Here is a 17401-nt window from a genome sequence, read left to right on the forward strand (position 1 = left end):
AGAAGAAAAATCTAAAAAAGCTGAATTCTCTTTTTGAGAATTCAGCCTTTTGTTTTTAATCAGCTTTCTTTTCTAAATTTTTTGAAATGCTTCGATTTTTACCTTCTAGATACACCATAAGAATGGAAATATCTGCCGGATTTACTCCAGAGATACGGCTGGCTTGGCCAATGGTTTCCGGATTGATGAGTTTGAACTTCTGGCGCGCTTCTGTCGCAATGGAATCAATGTCATCCCAGTCGATGTTGGCTGGAATGCGTTTTTCTTCCATGCGTTTCATCTTGGCAATCTGATCCATGGCTTTGGAAATATAACCCTCGTACTTGATCTCTGTTTCAATCAATTCGATAATCTTGTCATCTAACTCTTCAGCAGCAGGTCCGATAAAGGCCACCACATCTTGGTAAGAGACTTCTGGGCGACGGAGAAATTCCTTGGCTGTCACGGCATCAGTCAATGGTTTGAATCCCATCGCTTCAACCTTAGCGTTCGTTTCCTTGACTGGTTTAAGTTTGATGCTGTCTAAACGCTTCATCTCATTGTCAAATTGGTTTTTCTTGATTTTAAAGCGAGCCCAGCGTTCATCGTCGACAAGACCAACCTCACGACCAATCTCAGTCAAACGCATATCCGCATTATCATGACGGAGAATGAGGCGGTATTCTGCACGACTGGTCAATAGACGGTAGGGTTCAATCGTTCCCTTGGTCACCAAGTCATCAATCATGACCCCAATATAACCGTCGCTTCGCTTCAAAATCAACTCAGGCTTGCCTTGGATTTTCAAAGCTGCGTTGATACCAGCGATAATCCCCTGACCAGCAGCTTCTTCATAACCTGACGTCCCATTGGTCTGACCAGCTGTGAAAAGTCCTGAAATTTTCTTGGTTTCCAGAGTCGCACGCAACTGATGAGGCAAGACCATGTCATACTCAATGGCATAACCAGTACGCATCATCTCTGCATTTTCCAAACCTTTGATAGAATGCACCAATTCACGTTGCACATCCTCAGGAAGGCTAGTTGAAAGGCCCTGGACATAAACTTCCTCGGTATTGCGACCTTCTGGCTCAAGGAAGAGTTGGTGGCGTTCCTTGTCCGCAAAGCGAACAATCTTATCCTCAATCGACGGACAATAGCGCGGTCCTACTCCCTTAACCACACCAGTAAACATAGGCGCACGGTGAAGGTTGTTTTGGATGATCTCGTGACTGGTACCATTGGTGTAGGTCAACCAGCATGGAACTTGGTCTTTGACATAATCTTCATCACGTGAAGTGTATGAAAAGTGATTAGGCGTTTCGTCTCCTGGCTGGATTTCTGTCACATCATAGTTGATAGAGGAAGCCTTGACACGTGGAGGGGTTCCTGTCTTGAAACGACCAATTTCAAGTCCCAGTTCCTTAAGATTATCAGCTAGGTTAATCGAAGCTAGACTATGGTTTGGTCCTGACGAGTACTTGAGGTCTCCGATGATAATTTCCCCACGAAGGGCTGTCCCTGTAGTCACGATAACAGCCTTGGCAGCATACTCTTGATGGGTGGCTGTACGCACACCGACAACCTTGCCATCCTCTACCAAAATCTCATCAATCATGGTTTGACGAAGAGTGAGGTTCTCTTGATTTTCAACCGTTTTGCGCATTTCCTTAGAGTAAAGCTCCTTGTCAGCCTGCGCACGAAGAGCTCGAACTGCTGGACCTTTCCCAGTGTTGAGCATCTTCATCTGGATGTAAGTCTTGTCAATGGTCTTAGCCATTTCACCACCGAGGGCATCGACTTCACGCACAACAATCCCCTTGGCAGAACCACCGATAGAGGGATTACATGGCATGAAAGCCAACATTTCAATGTTGATGGTCGCAAGCAAGACCTTGCAGCCCATACGGCTGGCAGCTAGAGATGCCTCCACCCCAGCGTGACCTGCACCGATTACAATAATATCGTATTCTTCAGTAAAGTTATAAGTCATTTCTTAACCTTTCAAAAATTTCTCGCAAATAAGGAACTAACTTCTCCTCCTCTAGAGCTTGATCCATAGTAACCCATTTAAAATGTGTATGCTCTTCAGGATCTAATCTGATAATTGGCTTCTCCCCAACCCACTCTGCTTTATAAACTAAGCGAGTAAAAACAGTATCCTTAGATGTATCCAGTTGACTATCTTCGTGAAGAAGTTTGAGCGAACTGCTATCTAGCCTAACTCCCACTTCTTCAACACATTCTCTAAGAGCCCCATCTCGCGGAAGCTCACCATTTTCAACCCCACCACCAGGAATATCCCAGTAAGTTGGATAAACGTTGGGTTGTCCTCTTTTAATTTCCGAACGCTGAATGAGCAAATAATCATCACCACTATGAACAAGTACATGGGCAATAAGCTTAACCATTATTTTTTCTCCTATTCCTCAAGATGAATGTGTCTTAGTTGTCCGTTCCATTCTGGTAAGGCTGTTTTTAAAAAGGTTGGCTTCAGAGGAACTGTATGCAATTGATTCAGAGCTATCCACCGACAAGGTAATCGCTTTGCATCTTCCTGCATAGTCAATGGAGCTCTTTCTAACAAATAAACAAAATAATGAAACTCGATATTATGGAAGTGGACACCAGCTTGTTCAAAACGATTTTCAACCACAAAAGCTAGTTCCCCAGCTTGAGCTTTGACACCCAGCTCTTCTTTCACTTCACGAATTACAGCCTCTTCCGTTCTTTCGCCGACTTGGATAGCACCACCAATCGTATAAAAACCATCCTCATCTTCTACCACTAACAACTTGCCATCTTCTACAATCAGAGCGGTAGCCCTAACTCCAAAGACCGTATTCTCTATTTTGGTACGAAAGTCTTGTTGAATCATTTTTATCCTTTCCCTTAAACGACACAAAAACAGTCAAAACTCCAAAGAAGTGCAGGACAAAAAAGCCTGCAACATCCATGAGCTTTGACCATCATGACTATTGTTAAAATTATTTTATCAAATCAAATTGTTTTGTCAATTCCAATCACTATTTGATTAATGATTGAACACTAATGATAATCATTTGTACACCTATCGAAAATAGTAAAAGTCCCATCATTTTCGTTATAATTTTCATCAAATTTTCTCCCAAAAATCCTGCAATTTGTTTTGCACTTCTTAAAAGTAGATAAGTGATGGCACATAGTAAAGCAAAGGCAACTACCGTTATCAATTGATTTTTTATACCCCCATTGGCTAAGTTTAGGGTTGTCGTAATAGTCCCTGGTCCTGCAAAAAGTGGCATCGCGAGAGGAGAAATAGCTACAGACATAGGGTCTGAATTTGAAGCCTGCTGCTCCATGCCCTTGTAGCTTGGTGAATGGTTTCCATTAATCATATGATAACCTATAACAGCGACCAATATTCCTCCTGCAACTCTAAAAGAATCGATTGTAATTCCAAAAACTTTGAAAATCAAATCTCCAGAAAATACAAAGACTGTAACAATTATAAAGGCAATTAGAAGACTCTTAAATGCAATTTTTCGTGAAATCTTTTGACTATCATCTGCTACTAAAGCCATATAGGCAGGAAGGTTTGAAATTGGATTCATTATGGCAAAAAAGGCCATAAACGCATAAAAAAATTGAGAACTCATACTTTTTACCTCATCCAGCTAGATATACTGACAAACTTTTCCGTCTTTATAGGCTTGGTCTATAATACCACCACCTAGACATTCTTGTCCATCATAAAAAACAACTGCTTGCCCAGGTGTAATAGCACGTTGAGGTTCAGCAAAAACCACCTCAGCTTTATCACCTTTAACCTTTACAGTAACTTTACTATCAGGTTGACGATAACGGAATTTTGCTGTACATTCCATTTCAAATTCTTCTGGCATATCACGAGTAAAGTGGACCTGACTGGCTTCTAAGCTAGTTGACATAAGCGAGTCATGGTAGAAGCCTTGGCCTACATAGAGAATATTCTTGCTTAGATCTTTTCCGACAACAAACCAAGGAGCATTGTCACCACCGTGTTGCCCCCCGATACCGAGCCCACCACGCTGACCAATTGTATAGTACATCAGACCGGCATGCTCGCCCATATCGCAACCATCCACAGTCATCATACGACCAGGCTGGGCTGGTAGATAGTTGCTGAGAAATTCTTTAAAGTTCTTTTCTCCGATAAAGCAAATCCCTGTCGAGTCTTTCTTCTTAGCAGTCGCAAGGCCAGCTTCTTCTGCTAGTCTGCGAACTTCAGGCTTTTCCAAATGCCCCAGCGGGAACATGGTTTTTTGTAATTGTTCTTGCGAAAGCTGGCTGAGGAAATAGGTCTGGTCCTTGCCATTGTCCACACCACGAAGCATGTGAACGATGCCATCCTCATCACGCGCTACTCGAGCATAGTGCCCAGTCGCTACATAGTCTGCTCCCAAGGACATAGCATAGTCCAAAAAGGCCTTGAACTTGATTTCCTTGTTGCACATCACATCTGGATTTGGCGTGCGTCCTGCACGATATTCCGCTAGGAAATACTCAAAAACGCGGTCCCAGTACTCTTTTTCAAAATTGACAGAGTAGTAAGGAATGCCAAGTTGGTCTGCTACCGCAGCCACATCCTTGTAATCTTCGGTCGCCGTACAGACGCCGTTTTCATCTGTGTCATCCCAGTTCTTCATGAAGATACCGATCACATCATAGCCCTGCTCCTTGAGAAGAAGAGCCGTTACCGACGAATCGACACCACCACTCATCCCCACGACAACACGTGTTTTAGAGTTATCACTCATGGTAGTTCTCCCATCTATTCGTTTATTCACGATTGAAGGTCGTGTTTGCTATCACGATTGAAGGTCGTTTGAGCAGTTTTCATTATAACATGCTTGGATAGAGAAGACAAGGAAGAGGCTGACAATCTATCAACCTCTTCTGTCAATACATGAAAATCAGGATACAAAAGAAATCAATTCATTCCTAAATCTCTATTCTCTTTAAAAACTTATTTTTAAAATCAACTAAAAATGATATACTTTAATCAGGAGGAATGCGCACATGATTCCATATATACACTATCATCCATGTGCGTAGGACTAATGTGAACAACTACAAAGATATTCTAAAATCAAAAAATACTATTTTTATTATTACACTTATTGCAGGTATTGGACTTTTGACAGGCTTAGTCCTCCATCAAGAAAAAATCCAAGCAGAGAGAGGGAACGTTGCTCTCATCAAACAACAAAAAAATCAACAAGATGTCGAACAAGTAAAAAACGCCATTAAAGACTTCAATATTGATTCTGAAACCATTATAGAAGATTGGAAAAAAATTCAAGAATTAAAACCAACTACTGATGAAGGCAAAAAGACATTAGCAGACTTTCTCGCTTCTACTGCCGATAAAGTCACAAATCATTATAGTGAAAAAGCTTTGAAATTAGATATAAAGGATTCTGATAGCCAGTTTCAAGATAAACAAACACTTGAGACAGCCATCACTTCCTTGCAAAAAATAATAGACATCATTAAAAACATTAATTCTGCCAGCGACCAAGTTGCTCTTGAAGAAAAGATAAAACCAATTCAAGAACTAATCTCTAAATTCCAAAAACAAGTTGAAGTCTTGACCAAAAAAGAAGAAGAAAAAACTACCCAAACAGAAACAACTACTAGAGATGCCGGAATAGAAGCCAGTCGTTCAGAAGATAGTAGCTATATTCAAAGCTATCCAGAAACAAATGGAAGCATATCTAATTCCCAAGCACCTGCAACGGACCAATACTCAACTGATAGTGCTAGCAGTGGAGGAGATAATGGCGCTAATACAGGAGGTCAAACTGCTGATTCTTCAGGTTCTCAATCAGAGTCTAATAACGATACAACCAGTTCGTCTAACTAATAATCTAGATGGCGAAATCCCATAAACTTGTAAGCCCTCAACACCAATGTTTATAATGATCTCTCATCAAATGTAAACACACAAAAAGAGCCTTAAACGGCTCTTTTTTAGGGCTCTATGATATTTGTAGCAGGTAAATTCCCTATGGATATTATGGAGCCAATTATTGATAAAAACTTTAGTCATCTTCGTCTCTATAAAAATATTTCCTATACACCCTTGATAATATCAAAATTAATGCCCATATCGTACTAAGAGCTATAATAATAATAATAATAATAGAATTTATTGGATTTATTTCAGTATGTCCAATCACTAGTCCAATTATTGGACTAGTAGACATGCTTAGATATAATAAAAATGACAAAATATGATGTTGCTGCTGAATCTCTCAACTCTTCATCTTTACAATGGTGATAAGTTACTTTGCAAACAGCTTTGCTACACTCTCTTGGAGGAAACAAAAATAAGCAGACAGTATGACATACTTGCGTTCTCCTATATTCGTATAGGCATTTATACTAATGATACTCAGTTGATACAAAATGGACTCTCCTTAGCTAAGCTAGTAGAAGATGAACACTTACTAACAGAACTAGAGCGATAAGTTGATATCTTTGTAAACAAAAAAGAAAGTCATTGAGACTTCCTTTTCTATATCTTCTTAATACCAACCGTTGTTGAGCCAGAAGTTCTTAGCAGCTGTCCATGAACCGTAACGTCCTGCAACATAAGCATCTGCTACACGTTCTTGGTTTTCAGCTGAGTAGTCACCGTTCAAGTAAGAATCTGTCAATTGGTAACGTCCGATGTAACGTCCGTTTGTCGCTGTGTAGCTACCACCTGATTCTTTTTGAGCGATCCATTCTTTGGCTTCTGCTTCTGATCCACTTACTGTTGCCGCTGGTGCTGAGTAGCTCTCTGTTGCTGCAGGTGCTGAGTAACTTTCTGCCGCTGCAGGTGCTGGAGCTTCATAAGTTTCTTCTACAACAGTTTCAGCAACTGCAGGAGTTTCTTCAACTTCTGCTACAGGAGCTTCTGTTGTTGTAGTCTCAGCAACTGGAGCTTCCCCATCGATAACCAATACTTGGTCAATAAAGATAAGGTCAACATTTTTAATGTTGTTCAATTTAGCTAACTTTTCAACTGTTGTGTTGTGAGTTTCAGCAATTTCTGAAAGAGTGTCTCCAGGTTTAACTGTGTAAGTTTTTGTTTCTTGTGCAAAAGTTAGTGATGGTGCAAGGAAAGCAAGTACAACTGCAAATCCTGCAAGTTTAGATTTAATGTTTAATTTCATTTAAAAAAGTTCTCCTTTTTTCTTATACTACCATGATACCTTTCTAATGTTACTATTTGTTAACGAATTTGTGTAGAAATGTTACAGAACTGTGATTTATTTACTTAAAAAAGCCACTTTTTGTTACAAAACCCTTGTTATAAAAGCATTTTAATCTTTTTGTATATTTCAGAAAGTAATTAAGCACTTACATCTAATCTTTGCTATAATAGAAGTAAGAATCTTTGTGAGGGGAAACAGATGCAATCACTTCGTTTTCAATCTGTCTTTGATATTATCGGGCCTGTGATGATTGGGCCATCTAGTAGTCACACGGCAGGAGCTGTCCGTATCGGTAAAATTGTTTCATCTATCTTTGATGATACTCCAACCGAGGTCGAATTTCAGCTTTTTAACTCTTTTGCAAAAACCTATCGTGGACACGGAACAGACCTTGCTCTTGTCGCTGGTATTTTGGGAATGGATACGGATGATCCTGAAATCCCAAATAGTTTAGAAATTGCCCACAAGCGTGGCATTAAAATCGTATGGACCATCCAAAAGGACAGTAATGCTCCCCATCCAAATACCACTAAAATCACTGTGAAGAACGATCGTAAGACTATCAGCGTAACAGGAATTTCGATCGGCGGCGGAAATATCCAGGTGACAGAATTAAATGGTTTTGCCGTATCTCTCAACATGAACACCCCTACCATCATCATCGTTCATCAAGATGTTCCAGGTATGATTGCTCACGTGACAGAAGCTCTTTCTCGCTTTGGCATCAACATCGCCCAAATGAATGTAACTCGAGAAAAAGCCGGCGAGAAAGCAATCATGATTATTGAAGTTGATAGTCGTAACTGTGAAGAATCTATCGAAGAAATTCGGAAAATTCCTCATTTGCACAATGTCAATTTCTTTCAATAGGAGAAAATATGTTTTACTCTATCAAAGAATTAGTCGAACAAGCCGAACTTGACTTCCAAGGAAATGTTGCTGAGCTCATGATTAGGACTGAGTTTGAGCTAACTGGTCGTGAGCGAGAAGAAGTTCTCCTCCTCATGGAACGTAACCTCGAAGTCATGAAAGCTTCCGTCGAGCTTGGTCTCAGCGAAAAGAAATCTCGTAGCGGTTTGACTGGTGGTGATGCAGCTAAGCTCGACCACTACATCAAAAAAGGAACGACCTTATCAGACCTCACTGTCTTGTCTGCTGCCCGTAACGCCATTGCCGTTAATGAGCACAATGCCAAAATGGGCCTTGTGTGTGCGACACCAACCGCAGGTAGCGCAGGCTGTCTTCCTGCAGTTCTCACATCTGCTATTCAAAAGTTAGATTTAACGCATGAACAACAACTAGATTTTCTCTTTGCTGCTGGTGCTTTTGGGCTCGTCATTGCTAACAACGCTTCTATCTCGGGAGCTGAAGGAGGCTGTCAAGCCGAAGTTGGATCTGCCTCTGCCATGAGCGCTGCTGCCCTAACTCTAGCTGCAGGTGGAACTCCTTATCAAGCGAGTCAGGCTATCGCCTTCGTTATCAAAAACATGCTCGGTCTTATCTGTGACCCCGTTGCAGGTTTGGTTGAAGTCCCTTGTGTCAAGCGTAATGCTATGGGAGCAAGCTTCGCCTTCATCGCAGCTGATATGGCTTTAGCTGGTATCGAATCAAAAATTCCAGTTGATGAAGTCATTGATGCCATGTACCAAGTAGGCTCTAGTCTTCCAACTGCCTTTCGTGAAACTGCCGAGGGTGGGCTCGCTGCCACACCGACAGGTCGTCGCCTTCAAAAAGAAATCTTCGGCGAATAATTTCAAGATTACTAGGAGAATCAATGTCATCCCTATCAGCTATCTTTTTTGATCTAGATGGAACCCTTGTAGACAGCTCAATCGGTATTCACAATGGCTTCACCTATACTTTTGAACAACTGGGAGTCCCTAGTCCAGATGCAAAAACCATCCGTGGTTTTATGGGACCTCCTTTAGAAACTAGTTTCGCTAGTTGCCTCCCAGAAGATCGGATTGAGTCAGCTATCCAGCTTTATCGTTCCTACTATAAGGAAAAAGGAGTTTATGAAGCCCATCTCTTTCCACAAATCAAGGACCTACTCGCTGAACTAGCTCAACAATATCCTCTCTATATCACAACAACCAAAAATACCCCGACAGCAGTCCATATGACAAGCAACTTTGAAATCGATCATTTCTTTGATGGCATCTATGGTTCAAGCCCTCAAGCAGTGCACAAGGCAGATGTCATTCGTCAAGCTTTGGCAACTCATAACTTGGACCCAGAAAAAGTGGTCCTTATCGGAGATACTAAGTTTGATATGATTGGCGCCCAAGAAACTGGCCTTAAAAAACTAGCTGTTACTTGGGGATTTGGTGATGAGAAAGATCTCATGACCTATCAACCTGACTGGGTTGCTCATCAACCAGCTGACATTTTACGTCAACTACAATAGAATATTTTAAAAAAACACTCCAATTTTATTGGAGTGTTTTTAACTAGTGATTACTTCGGTCCGCCATTTATTAGCCAGACACTTCCTTGGTTGGCATTGCCAGCAGGACTAAAAGAATAAATCCTCCCATTGGAGCGAAAGCGAGAAAAATGAAGGCCCAGTGAAAGCCTGCATCACGTAAACGACGAACTCTTAGAGCGATACTCGGTATGAATATCACTAAATAAAAAATGATATAAAAACTCAGAATTCCCACACTTGCGATAGGGTCTGCTACTTCTTCTTTAGTGAAGACAGCCTGAAAATAGGTAATATAAAGAGGAATGGATAAAAGGCTGTTCATTATCCAAACCCACCAAAAATCCGGACGCGTTGAACGGCCTGTGAAATCTAAAAACCCTTTAAAGAAATTTTTATAGGCTTCAATCATAAGATACTCCTAATTATATGTTAAACAGGCGTGAGAACTACCAGACAAGATTCAACTGTAAAACAAGAATCTCTTAGCTCTTATCTGATTCTTCGAACGGTGTGTCTTCGATGACTTCTTCGACTTTGACTGTTTGAGGTTCACTATAGTTTACCACTTCAGTCTCTTTTGTTGGCATAGCGAAAAGGACCAAAAGAGCAATTCCTCCCATTGGAACGAAGCGAAGGAAGATAAAGGCCCAGTGGAATCCGGCGTCACGCAAACGACGAACTGACAAAGCTAAAGTCGGCACTAAAATTGCTAGGTAGAAAACTGCATAAATAATGGCAACTAAACCAAAAACCATGAAAGTAGCTTCGCTAGCTGAATCGCTCACTGAATACATCACGGTACTAAGAAATACAGTGTAGAAATAGATAATCCAGAAAGGAATAGAAAGGATGAGGTTTCCTAACCAAACCCACCAGAAATCTGGACGCGTCGAACGACCGGTGAACTCTGCATAATTCTTGAAAAAATTCTTATAAGCTTGAATCATAAGCTACTCCCCTATTATTATTTTTATCGTTTAGAATACTTAATAAGATTTGTAGAGCGACTGTGAATAGACATAAAACACTCCCAAATCTTAAATTTAGACCTAGGAGTATTTTTAGGATCTAGCTTTACAATCTTAAAAGATCTTATCAACTAGAGATGCTTTAACAATTTTACTTTAGTTCTTGTCTATTTCTTCAAATGGTGAGACTTCTTGAGCTTCAACTGCCTCTACAACTTCTTCAGCTTGAACTTCTTTTACTTGGTTCATAACTGGAGTTGCTTCTTCCTTTGTTGGCATAGCAAAAAGTACTAGAAGAACAATACTACCCAGTGGAACGAATAAAATAAAGATAAGTGCCCAGTGGAAACCAGCGTCACGAAGGCGACGGACCATCAAAGCAAGCGACGGTAAGAAAAGTGCTAAGCCAAAAATAAAATAGATAATAGCGATAAAGCCCAAAGCAATAAGAGCGCTCTTGTTTCGTGAATTAGCTAGAGCATTTCCGTATGTTAAGAAGAAAGGAATATAAAGAATCATATTTCCAAGCCAAACCCACCAGAAATCAGAACGTGTTGAACGGCCTGCAAAATCTACATAGCCTTTAAAGAAACTTTTATAAGCGTTAATCATAAGATACTCCCTATTATTGTTATTTATTATATTTTACCATATCTGTTCACTTAGAGCAAATATGTTTAAAATTAGCTGAAAATTCCTCTAAATATAGAGAAAAGATATTACCTGTCACCTCCACTTAAAGAAGATTTGACGGATAATACCTTATTTTTTATATTTAATCCACATGAGTTGTTTCATTAGCAAAAGCTATGATTGCTCTCTTCAATTCAGAACCTTGCAAGGTACGGAACTCTTCAATCTTCTTATTGATCATCTCAAGAGGCATCACATTTACCTTACCAACAAAGATCTTGTCCATTACTTGATTGTCAACTAGTTCAGTTGACACAAGCAACTCTTCGTATAGTTTTTCACCTGGGCGAATACCTACTTCTACGATTGGAATTTCATTTTCAGTATGACCGCTGAGTAGAACCATTTTCTTAGCCAAATCGTAGATGCGAACAGGTTTACCCATATCAAGGATAAAGACTTCTCCATCCTTGGCATAAGCACCCGCATGAATCACCAAACGACTAGCTTCTGGAATGGTCATAAAGTAACGAGTCATTCGGAAATCCGTCACTGTTACAGGCCCACCTTCAGCAATCTGACGTTCAAAGACAGGAATCACACTACCGCGACTACCCAGAACATTACCGAAGCGAACCGCACAATAGGTAGATTGGCTACGTTGATTAAATCCAGTGACAATCAACTCAGCCACACGTTTAGTTGCTCCCATTACGTTTGGTGGATTAACGGCCTTATCTGTCGAAATCATAACCATTTTTGGAACTCGAGCAGCGTCAACTGCCTTAGCAACATTATAAGTTCCAAGGATATTATTCTTAAAGGCTTCTTTTGGATTGCGCTCCATCATCGGAACATGTTTATGGGCTGCAGCATGGTAAACAATCGCTGGTTCGTACTGTTCAAAAACTTGAAGCAAACGATCGTAATCTTGAATATCGGCAATGACAGGAACAAAATCAATTTCCTGGAACTTGCGAATCAATTCATGGTAAATCAGATAAATAGAGTTTTCTCCATGACCGAGCAGAATGACACGTTCAGGATTGAAGCGACTGACTTGACGGCAAATTTCTGAACCAATTGAACCTCCGGCACCAGTTACCAAGATTGTTTTACCAGTGATTTCAGAACCCAGGCGTGATTCATCGAGCTGAATCTCCTTACGTCCCAAAAGGTCTGTGATATCAATCTTCTGGAAACTACCTGCTTGAGGTTGGATTCCCTGCACAACTGACTCAATCATCGGCATCTTAAAGCATTTTACACCGATATGGTTACACATTTGCAGAATTCGCTCATATTCAGATGGATCTAGAGACGGAATTGCAACGATAACTTTTTCTACTCTGTAGCGTTTAGCCAATTCTGGTAGATTATCATAAGAACCCAAAACTGGGATTTTCCCAAGCTTTTGACCTTTTTTCTTTTCATCATTATCCAAAATTCCAACTAGCTCAAGGTCACTAGTAGGATGTTGGTAGCTGTCCATAAAGAGCGCGCCACCATCTCCAGCACCAATCAAGAAGGTACGGCGGTGTTCTCCATCACCATTGCCCTTTTTACGTCTTGAGTAAATCAACTGCCAAGTGATACGAGGAAGTAAAATCAAAAAGGTGGTTAATAGGATAAAGAGTACGATAAAGCGGACAGAAAAGAGTGGCAAAAAGGCGTAGCAAATAACATAAGATAAGATACTACTGATGGTCACTCCGAAGAAAATCTTCATGAAATCTGTGATTTTACTATAGCGACTAATGCTAGCGTTAAGACCCCAGAAGCCAATCATCAGTTGATAGAACAGGAAGGTTAGACTGGTGTAAATGACATAGTCTACCGGGGCTGGATTGATTAACCCATAAAATAGAATATAGGACACAATAATTGATAAGACCATACTGGCAATATCAAAAAAGCCCCAAAAAATTTGTTTCTGTTGTTTATTTAATACTTCAACCAGATCAATGACGTAATCTGTTATTTTTTTATTCATGTGAATGGTATCCTCCTACACAGAATCACATTTTCTAGAAATGATAAGATATAGTTTTAAAATCCTATCCGCTAAGCATTACTTGCTTTTTCTTAGAAGTTTTAAAAATATAAACTGCCGCACAAAGCCTGGGCACAGAGCAACGACAACCTGAATTAAAACACTTTTCAGGTATTCACCATAAGAAATCTGCCCACGCGCGTACATTCTTTGACGTGCCTGACGATAGAGCTTGAGATAGCGAAGACCTCCACGGCGTTCAAACATCCCAGCCCCTACTCGTACCTTACAAAGAATCTGATCCACATTTCCAGTTCGAGCTCCAGCACTAATCATATTGAGCCAGAGAAGATCATCTTCCATATAAAGACCATCCTCATAGTTACCAGCCTTGAGCACCATTTCTTTTTTGAACATCACAGTCATATGATTAAAGGCACTTCTCATACGCTGGTAGGCAATGATATCCTCATGATTAATCGGCACACGACGATAGGACACAATCTCGTCTGGTTGGTCGATAAACTCTGCGATATGACCTCCCAGCAAGTCCAAGTTTTCCTTTTCCATCAATTCAAACTGTTGTTCGAAACGGTCTTCGACAGCAATATCATCTGTATCCATACGAGCAATGATATCATACTGACACTGTAAAACACCATATTGAAGGGCCAAGCCTAGACCACGATTTTGCTCAAGTGGACAACGTTTGATCGGAATACTTGACTGTGCTTCCAATTTCTCCAAAACTTGATAGAGCTCAGGTGTCAGTGGCCCATCTTCGACGATGACCACTTCGCTAGGTTTGAGCGTTTGATGTAAGATACTCTCTACCGCCTCTTCTAGAAAGGCTGGATTTTCTTTAACATAGACTGACATCAGGACGCTAAATTTACGATTTTCAGACACAGTACTTCTCCAATGTATAGATTTTCTTTCACTATTTTATCACAAATTTCCAGACTTTCCTATTTTTATTTGAATCCCAGAAAAAAACTAGTAAATCTATTCTTCTTTTTCCCATGATTTCGCTGAGCTAAGTAACGGATTCTCTCTATCTTGACATCTATGGGAAAAAGCCTTAAAATAAGCTGTTATCAAAATCAGCATATTGAGGTTCACATGAAAAAACGATCACTCTTTTTTATTCTAGGAATTATCTTAATCGGAGCGGTCTTAAGGGCTCCTTTCACAGCTTTGCCAACTATTTTAGGTGACATTGCTCAAGGTTTGGGAGTAGAAGTCAGTTCACTTGGTGTTTTGACCAGCCTTCCTCTCTTGATGTTTGCCCTCTTCTCCTCTTTTGCGACACGTTTGGCTCAAAAAATTGGGCTCGAGCACCTTTTCACCTATAGTCTTATCGTATTGACCATAGGTTCCGTGATTCGTATCTTTAATCTTCCTCTACTCTATCTGGGAACTTTACTCATCGGAGCAAGTATTGCAATCTTTAACGTGCTCCTTCCTAGCGCTATTCAGGCCAACTACCCACAAAAGATTAGCTTCTTGACAACAGTATATGTGACTTCCATGGGAATCGCAACAGCTCTTGCTTCCTATCTCTCTGTTCCCATTACTCAAGCGACCTCTTGGAAAGGCTTGATCCTCTGCCTATCCTTCGTCTGCCTACTAACTTTAGTGGTCTGGTTCCCCAATCATCGTCACAATCATTTTCTAGAAGGACATGAGAAAAAACAAAAGAGAGAGAACATTCTAAAAGACAAGAAAGTTTGGGCTATTATTGTATTTGGTGGACTTCAGTCCTTGCTCTTCTATACTAGCATGACCTGGTTACCAACCATGGCCATCAGTGCAGGACTATCTCATACAGACGCTGGCCTTCTGGCTTCTATCTTTTCACTGATTAGTATCCCCTTCTCGATGACCATTCCAAGTTTAACGACTCGTTTGTCCAATCGTCACCGTCAAATCATGCTGACAGTCATCTCTCTGGCTGGAATGTTTGGAATTGCCATGCTCTTATACCCGAGCAAGAGTTTCCTCTACTGGTTAGTAGCGCATCTCTTGATTGGTACTGCCTGTAGCGCTCTTTTCCCTTATCTCATGGTTTGCTTCTCCATCAAAACTAGCTCTCCTGAAAAGACAGCCCAATTATCTGGACTTGCCCAGACCGGCGGCTACATTTTGGCAGCTGTCGGTCCAACTCTCTTTGGTTATAGTTTTAACTTTTTCCATTCGTGGATCCCAGCTGTACTGGCTCTTCTAGTTATTGATATCATCATGACGGTCGCCCTCTTTATGGTGGATAAATCGGATAAAATCCTCTAAAAAGGTTTTTAGAATTTGCTATAAATAAACACACTTTGAAAGCCAGACTGAGTCTGGTTTTTTGGATCTTCACAACATTTTACAAAGTATAGATTTACCATGCATACTACTCTTACTATGAGCAAAAATGATATAATAAAGCTAGGAAAACTTCGGTTACAATTTATTAGGAGTAGCACTGTTTGGGTACATAAAAGATTATTACTTTCGGAATTGATAGTTGAAGCGATGCTAAAGTTGAAATTATAAACGTCTACATTTATGATTGTTTTAACGCCATTAAGAAATTTTGATTGGATAAAAAATATCGATTATCCAAAGACCATCGAATCATATAAGGAGAAATTTGTATGTTAGCAAAAGCAGGGGACGTATATTGTGTTTATAATTTCCATCTAAAAAAATACATAGCTTGTCAGATAACCAAGATAGAAGAAGGGGAGAAAAAGCCGCAGGCTGTCCTACTATCATTAGACTGGTCAGGAGATCAACCTCTTAGAGAAGAAGAGCTAGCTTCTTTGAAGCCACTCTATATAGATTTTATGTACTGGGAAAGAAACTTACATCTTAGTAATGTTGATATTCATGTACCGTCAAATTATATTTTTATTGGTAATACAACACCATTAACAACTGAAAGCACCAATACTTATGCTATGTTTTGGGGGAATGGTTACGATATTTATAGGCAACTGAAATGGCAAGAAATACCAAAAGAAAAAAGAGATTTATTTAAGAAAGCAGATAAAAGCAAGGAAAAAGTTTCATTTGCAGGAAATGAGTGCCGTATTTCTAAACACAATATCAATGACGAGTGGACGCCTTTTGAAGATGCATTAGAATTAAAGGTCTTTCCTTGTTTATCTAAGTTGGCATTAACGAGATGGCACAAAAATTTATATGAATATTTACAGTCAACTCCTTTTATTACAGAACTAGTTCTTGAGAATCATGGACAAACAAAACTGGATTTTTCTAAGACTTCCATACATCGGCTTTCCATTGATTTGACAGGCGTAGAGGAACTTAGACTGAACGATGATTTGGAGGAGCTAGTCTTATTAGGAGACATGAGCGACAATTGTCAGATACTTGTAAAGGACAATGGAGCCAGCTTACGATTACAACTTGATCGTTCTCTACCTAAGGTACTGGGATTAAAAGATTTAGGAGCCATCCATTGTTCTAACATCCTTGAAATAGACTTTGCACAAATCTTGAATAACTATCCAAGGCTTAGGGAATTAAGATTGTGGGGGAAACCTGGTCATATTCTTAATTTCCATAAATTATCAGAGTTAAAAGAGTTAGTCGTATTTTCCACTGTGGATTTGTTTGGCTTTACTGCAGAAGATATTCCCAAACCAGAAGATTTACCTCGATTAAGCATGTTTTGGATGAGTAGCTTGCCAGAAGAGGCCGCTAAAGTAGCCAAAAAATATTATAAAAAACAGCAGGACAAGGGACTAAATCTTTGGATAACAAAACCGAGAAAAGCTGAATGGCTAGCCCAAAACCTAGACAATCCATTTCGCTCATGGGATGGACAAGAAAATATTTCAACCGCAAACGCAAAAAAAGCAGCCTCTCTATATAGAAAGACTAGAGCAAGCCTTATAAAGCTTCTAGAAAACCCCAACGAGGACACTATGAAACACATAGAAGTCCTCATAAGAGAGTATACTCAAGGTTTCAATAAAATGGACAAGCGTAACTATTTTATTGAAACAATCGAGAGAGAGGATATCTATGATGCCCTGGTCAAGATCTTAGATTTACTACCTGAAGATTTAGGGATGGACAAAGAAAAATTTATAGAAATCTTTGATGAGCTAAAAGATTTTTAAATGAGAAGTTTTTCTAGTTCATTCTTGAAACGGAGATT

General features: G+C 40.0%; 18 protein-coding genes. 6 read left to right on the forward strand and 12 right to left on the reverse strand.

The window, feature by feature from the left end; genetic code table 11:
* Positions 1 to 55: 55 nt before the first annotated feature.
* From mnmG to mnmA, 5 genes are all read right to left on the reverse strand, one after another.
* Complete coding sequence (mnmG, locus tag KJR31_RS07805; RefSeq protein ID WP_214262809.1) at positions 56 to 1972, reverse strand: tRNA uridine-5-carboxymethylaminomethyl(34) synthesis enzyme MnmG; 1917 nt, start codon at positions 1970 to 1972, stop codon at positions 56 to 58.
* Positions 1962 to 2393: an NUDIX hydrolase gene (locus KJR31_RS07810; protein ID WP_214262882.1), complete on the reverse strand. Its 432-nt coding sequence runs from the start codon at positions 2391 to 2393 to the stop codon at positions 1962 to 1964. The genes mnmG and KJR31_RS07810 overlap by 11 nt, the downstream gene beginning before the upstream one ends.
* Before the next feature lie 8 nt (positions 2394 to 2401).
* Positions 2402 to 2857 (reverse strand): NUDIX hydrolase, encoded by a 456-nt coding sequence (locus KJR31_RS07815; RefSeq protein ID WP_214262810.1) that lies wholly within the window; start codon positions 2855 to 2857, stop codon positions 2402 to 2404.
* Between the two features lie 148 nt (positions 2858 to 3005).
* Positions 3006 to 3617, reverse strand: a complete 612-nt coding sequence (locus KJR31_RS07820) for a MarC family protein (protein WP_214262811.1) — start codon at positions 3615 to 3617, stop codon at positions 3006 to 3008.
* An 18-nt stretch (positions 3618 to 3635) separates the two neighbouring features.
* A complete protein-coding gene (mnmA, locus tag KJR31_RS07825; protein ID WP_214262812.1) occupies positions 3636 to 4757 on the reverse strand; it encodes a tRNA 2-thiouridine(34) synthase MnmA in 1122 nt (373 codons plus the stop codon).
* A gap of 305 nt (positions 4758 to 5062) precedes the next feature.
* On the opposite strand from mnmA, the gene KJR31_RS07830 reads away from it, so the two are divergent.
* Positions 5063 to 5866: a hypothetical protein gene (locus KJR31_RS07830; RefSeq protein WP_214262813.1), complete on the forward strand. Its 804-nt coding sequence runs from the start codon at positions 5063 to 5065 to the stop codon at positions 5864 to 5866.
* 178 nt (positions 5867 to 6044) lie between these two features.
* Here the strand turns inward: KJR31_RS07830 and KJR31_RS08570 are convergent, their stop codons facing one another.
* Positions 6045 to 6254: a hypothetical protein gene (locus tag KJR31_RS08570; RefSeq protein WP_349815561.1), complete on the reverse strand. Its 210-nt coding sequence runs from the start codon at positions 6252 to 6254 to the stop codon at positions 6045 to 6047.
* 276 nt (positions 6255 to 6530) lie between these two features.
* Positions 6531 to 7163 (reverse strand): LysM peptidoglycan-binding domain-containing protein, encoded by a 633-nt coding sequence (locus tag KJR31_RS07835; RefSeq protein ID WP_214262814.1) that lies wholly within the window; start codon positions 7161 to 7163, stop codon positions 6531 to 6533.
* A 240-nt stretch (positions 7164 to 7403) separates the two neighbouring features.
* Between KJR31_RS07835 and sdaAB the strand changes: the two genes are divergently transcribed.
* From sdaAB to KJR31_RS07850, 3 genes are read left to right on the forward strand one after another with little or no spacing between them, the layout of a single operon-like run.
* Positions 7404 to 8075 carry an L-serine ammonia-lyase, iron-sulfur-dependent subunit beta gene (gene sdaAB, locus KJR31_RS07840; RefSeq protein WP_004251057.1) on the forward strand — a complete coding sequence of 224 codons (672 nt, stop codon included), beginning with the start codon at positions 7404 to 7406 and terminating at the stop codon, positions 8073 to 8075.
* Positions 8076 to 8083: 8 nt separating this feature from the next.
* Positions 8084 to 8956: an L-serine ammonia-lyase, iron-sulfur-dependent, subunit alpha gene (sdaAA, locus tag KJR31_RS07845; RefSeq protein WP_214262815.1), complete on the forward strand. Its 873-nt coding sequence runs from the start codon at positions 8084 to 8086 to the stop codon at positions 8954 to 8956.
* Positions 8957 to 8979: 23 nt separating this feature from the next.
* Positions 8980 to 9612 (forward strand): HAD hydrolase-like protein, encoded by a 633-nt coding sequence (locus KJR31_RS07850; protein WP_214262816.1) that lies wholly within the window; start codon positions 8980 to 8982, stop codon positions 9610 to 9612.
* Positions 9613 to 9682: 70 nt separating this feature from the next.
* Here the strand turns inward: KJR31_RS07850 and KJR31_RS07855 are convergent, their stop codons facing one another.
* The 5 genes from KJR31_RS07855 to KJR31_RS07875 all read right to left on the reverse strand — a co-directional run bounded on the left by KJR31_RS07855 (position 9683) and on the right by KJR31_RS07875 (position 14136).
* Positions 9683 to 10042 carry a DUF805 domain-containing protein gene (locus KJR31_RS07855; protein WP_214262817.1) on the reverse strand — a complete coding sequence of 120 codons (360 nt, stop codon included), beginning with the start codon at positions 10040 to 10042 and terminating at the stop codon, positions 9683 to 9685.
* 73 nt (positions 10043 to 10115) lie between these two features.
* Entirely contained in the window at positions 10116 to 10580 is a 465-nt protein-coding gene (locus KJR31_RS07860; protein ID WP_214262818.1) for a DUF805 domain-containing protein, read from the reverse strand.
* 177 nt (positions 10581 to 10757) lie between these two features.
* Positions 10758 to 11213 (reverse strand): DUF805 domain-containing protein, encoded by a 456-nt coding sequence (locus KJR31_RS07865; RefSeq protein WP_214262819.1) that lies wholly within the window; start codon positions 11211 to 11213, stop codon positions 10758 to 10760.
* A 163-nt stretch (positions 11214 to 11376) separates the two neighbouring features.
* Positions 11377 to 13227 carry a polysaccharide biosynthesis protein gene (locus tag KJR31_RS07870; RefSeq protein ID WP_214262820.1) on the reverse strand — a complete coding sequence of 617 codons (1851 nt, stop codon included), beginning with the start codon at positions 13225 to 13227 and terminating at the stop codon, positions 11377 to 11379.
* A gap of 78 nt (positions 13228 to 13305) precedes the next feature.
* Positions 13306 to 14136: a glycosyltransferase gene (locus KJR31_RS07875; protein ID WP_214262821.1), complete on the reverse strand. Its 831-nt coding sequence runs from the start codon at positions 14134 to 14136 to the stop codon at positions 13306 to 13308.
* A 213-nt stretch (positions 14137 to 14349) separates the two neighbouring features.
* Between KJR31_RS07875 and KJR31_RS07880 the strand changes: the two genes are divergently transcribed.
* On the forward strand, positions 14350 to 15516 hold the full coding sequence (locus KJR31_RS07880; RefSeq protein ID WP_214262822.1) for a CynX/NimT family MFS transporter: 1167 nt from the start codon (positions 14350 to 14352) through the stop codon (positions 15514 to 15516).
* Between the two features lie 350 nt (positions 15517 to 15866).
* Positions 15867 to 17363 carry a gliding motility protein gene (locus KJR31_RS07885; protein WP_214262823.1) on the forward strand — a complete coding sequence of 499 codons (1497 nt, stop codon included), beginning with the start codon at positions 15867 to 15869 and terminating at the stop codon, positions 17361 to 17363.
* Positions 17364 to 17401 lie beyond the last annotated feature (38 nt).

It is taken from the genome of Streptococcus infantis (assembly GCF_018499575.1).
In the GTDB taxonomy this organism is placed as follows: domain Bacteria; phylum Bacillota; class Bacilli; order Lactobacillales; family Streptococcaceae; genus Streptococcus; species Streptococcus infantis_K.